Annotated in this window: 4 protein-coding genes and 1 pseudogene; all 5 read left to right on the top strand. The window is 55.5% G+C overall.

Annotated elements, in window-relative coordinates; all coding sequences use genetic code 11:
* Positions 1-188 (top strand): hypothetical protein (locus tag QZY01_RS17600; RefSeq protein WP_294539778.1); only part of this gene is annotated, 188 nt, incomplete at its 5' end.
* Between the two features lie 295 nt (positions 189-483).
* The gene (locus QZY01_RS17595) at positions 484-921 is read left to right on the top strand and encodes a hypothetical protein (protein WP_294539776.1); all 438 of its coding nucleotides are present in this window, start codon (positions 484-486) and stop codon (positions 919-921) included.
* Between the two features lie 310 nt (positions 922-1,231).
* Positions 1,232-1,372, top strand: coding sequence for a sulfur carrier protein ThiS (thiS, locus tag QZY01_RS17590; protein ID WP_294539781.1), 141 nt, complete (start codon positions 1,232-1,234; stop codon positions 1,370-1,372).
* A gap of 247 nt (positions 1,373-1,619) precedes the next feature.
* The gene (locus QZY01_RS17585) at positions 1,620-2,132 is read left to right on the top strand and encodes a hypothetical protein (protein WP_294539773.1); all 513 of its coding nucleotides are present in this window, start codon (positions 1,620-1,622) and stop codon (positions 2,130-2,132) included.
* 509 nt (positions 2,133-2,641) lie between these two features.
* A pseudogene (locus tag QZY01_RS17580) lies at positions 2,642-2,953 on the top strand (hypothetical protein); the annotation flags it as partial.

Raw genomic sequence — 2,953 nt, 5'->3', positions numbered from 1 at the left:
GGATCGCCACTCCTGTCGACCGGCCTACACAACGTGGGTTCGCCATCGCAGATGGCCGTGGAATTCGAAAGCAGGCATCAATAAGAAGGAAATACACAAAACTGCGGGACAGCCGGAAAGCGGACGATGCTCGAAGGGCAAGTTTTGACCCTTTGGCGACCTTCGCCGATCGCCGCATCATAGTTTAAAGGAGGCAGAAAGCAGCCATTGGATGGCCGTTCATTTAGTTTAGTCCAAGTCGACATGACGATCCTTTTCCAGCGCGATCATGGTCTTGGCCTTCGGCGCACTGTCGGGCCCCACGTCGATGGTGACGTTGTTCCTATGAACGGTCCAAAGCTAATTTCGCCCATATAGCGCAGTTCGTCTGCGTTGACCTTTGCCTTGGCGGCGTTCAATGATCCGCGCGGCGGCTGCGAACGATTCACACCGCGCTGGAGAACCCGCGCGCACCCGGCCGCACCTAAGGAATAGAGGCTTCTCATGCTGAACCGTCGTCACATTTTTAGAACCGCCGCCGCTGCTCTGGCGGTGCTTTGCCTTGCTTCGAGCACGCCGGCGTTTGCGGGCCAAGGCAGGGTGCGCCTCCGCTTCGCGAGCGCCGGCTTCATCGTCGGCATCGGCGGCGGCGACGGCACGTTGACGCTCAACGGACGCACCTTCCGGCTGCGCATTGGCGGCCTCAACATCGGCTCCATCGGCGCCTCGGGCGGCACGCTCGTGGGTCGCGCGGTCAACATCCGCTCGCCCTCGGACATCAACGGAAGCTTTGCCGCCGTCGGCGCCGGCCTCACCGTTGCCGGCGGCGCGCGCGTCTTCCGCATGCAGAATTCGAACGGCGTCATTCTCGAACTGAGAGGCACGCAGATGGGCTTCGAGGCCAATTTGGGCTTGAGCGGCTTCAGCCTTGCGTTGCAATAAGCGATCACGCGCGAATTTTTCCGGGCGGCGTTGTCGAAACGCCGCTCGTTTTTATTTCCGCTAACTGAAGGTCGCTCCATGTCTATAAGAGGCTTGGCCGCGAAGTATCCATATATGAAATTCGGAAATACTGATGCTTATAAATTCATCGGACCGGCGTTCGTTTCCCCCTGACCCCTCAGTGGCTGTCGGTGGTGGAACTTGGCCTAACGACCGGCGCGCATGATGTTCGAAGACGCCTATTTCCCGGAGGTCATAAGTCGCGGTCAACCGCGAGCGTCTTGACGTTCGCGCGAACACGCTCGACGCGCTGAGCGCCGAACTCGATTTTTTGCCCGACCTGGTCGCCACGGCGGTTAACGAAAATTTCGTGCGCGCCAAGGAGCGGGCGTCGAAGCCGCTCGATGAAAATGACCGGGTCGAAATCCTGACGCCTCGGCAAGGGGGCTGATCTCGGCGGCTGACATGAATGCCGCGCCGCCATTGCTGCCGCAAAAAAGCTTTGCGTCCGCGCCGGCGCCCAGCTAAAGAGGAAACGCTAAGCGGGGCTATTCCAACTATTGGCATTGGCGAGGTTATCGACACCGCGCCAAGAGTTCGTGACGGCAAGGTGCGCGGTCGGACCACTGTCGAGATCGGCTGGAGTCCATGGCGCTTTGTCCCAGGACCATTTTACCCATAGGAAATCGGTTTTATTCGTGACAGAAGCTTTTTCCGCGATTGAATGGGCTCCTATTGCCGAGAACGAGATTCGTCTTGCGGAAAGCATGGGCAATAAAGTCCATCTTTCCTACAAAGAAGAATATCGCATTTTTTATCGGAAATATGAGCGATTTTCTGAGGGTTTTTATGCCTTGAAAGATGCAGCCGGAGTTTTATATGGCTATGCAATCTTTCATCCTTGGATTTATGGCGCGCCACCTTATCTCAATCAATATTTGGACGAAATCCAACAACCCTGCGACAGTCTTCACTTACATGATATCGTTATTTCCGATGAACTCAGGGGCCGCGGGCATATGAGTGATTTCATCCGTATTTTTCTTCAGGCGGCGAATAATTTAGGTAAGCCAAAGGCTACACTCGTTGCCGTCGGGGGGACTGAATCCTTTTGGAACCATTACGGATTTTACGATCTACGCCTTCAATCCGCAAGAGCCGCACTTTTGAGCTATAGCGAGACGTCTATTTATATGGCGCGCGATCTATAGTATAGAAATATCCCCGTGCCCGTTGCCACTGCCTACAAAATGCCGCTTGATCATTTGCGCGCCGGCGTGAGCCATGAAGGCGCCTATCGGCGTGACATGGCGCAGGTTAGGATGAGTGAGAAGCCATAAATCGGCTCCCTTTCCCTCCATCAGTTCGTCGGTGCCGACCAGTTTGGAATTCTGGTCGCCGATGAAACGCGGCAGACGTGATTGTCCTCACACCACCCCATTGTCTCGGGCCCATCACAAGCAGCATGACGCTGTCGTCCGAAGGCAGGCCGCGCCCGTCGAAATCCGCTCAAATTGCGTTTGGGTAAAGGGGAAAATTCAGTCATCCATGCGTCAAAAATTCCGGGGGGCTATGTCGGATTCGAAAGCGCAAAATATTTTCCAGAATAGTTAAGATTAAGGGTTGTATTTTCTAATTATAGCGAATAGTCCTGCCTGCGATTTATCCTCACTTCCGCGCCGCCGCCGTCCAGCGACGACTTTTTCCTACGGAGCTTTCCTTGCTGCATATCGACCTTCCGACCCGCGCCGAGATCGAAAATCTAGCGAACTATCGCAGTTCGCCCGCCGTGACGTTCTATCTGGGCACCACGCCGCTAACTCAGGACGCCCAGGCCGACAGGATCGAGCTCAAGAATCTCCTGAAGTCGGCAGTCGCTGAAATGGGCGAGGCGGGCATCGACAAGCGTGTGATCTTGCCGATCGAGGAAAGCGTCAGCGCTTTGATCGATGACGATGATTTTTGGGTTTATCAGGCGAACAGCCTTGCGATATTTGTGACGCCCGAGCGTATCAAGACCTTCCGTCTGCCG

The organism is uncultured Rhodoblastus sp. (genome assembly GCF_903903185.1).
Classification (GTDB): domain Bacteria; phylum Pseudomonadota; class Alphaproteobacteria; order Rhizobiales; family Beijerinckiaceae; genus Rhodoblastus.
The sequence above is the reverse complement of the archived record's forward strand: the minus strand, read 5'-3'. Positions and strand labels throughout refer to the sequence as shown.

What these genes read in the sequence shown, in the direction of transcription:
- QZY01_RS17595 (WP_294539776.1), top strand. Translation starts at nt 484, where the DNA reads ATGCTGAACCGTCGTCACATTTTTAGAACCGCCGCCGCTGCTCTGGCG.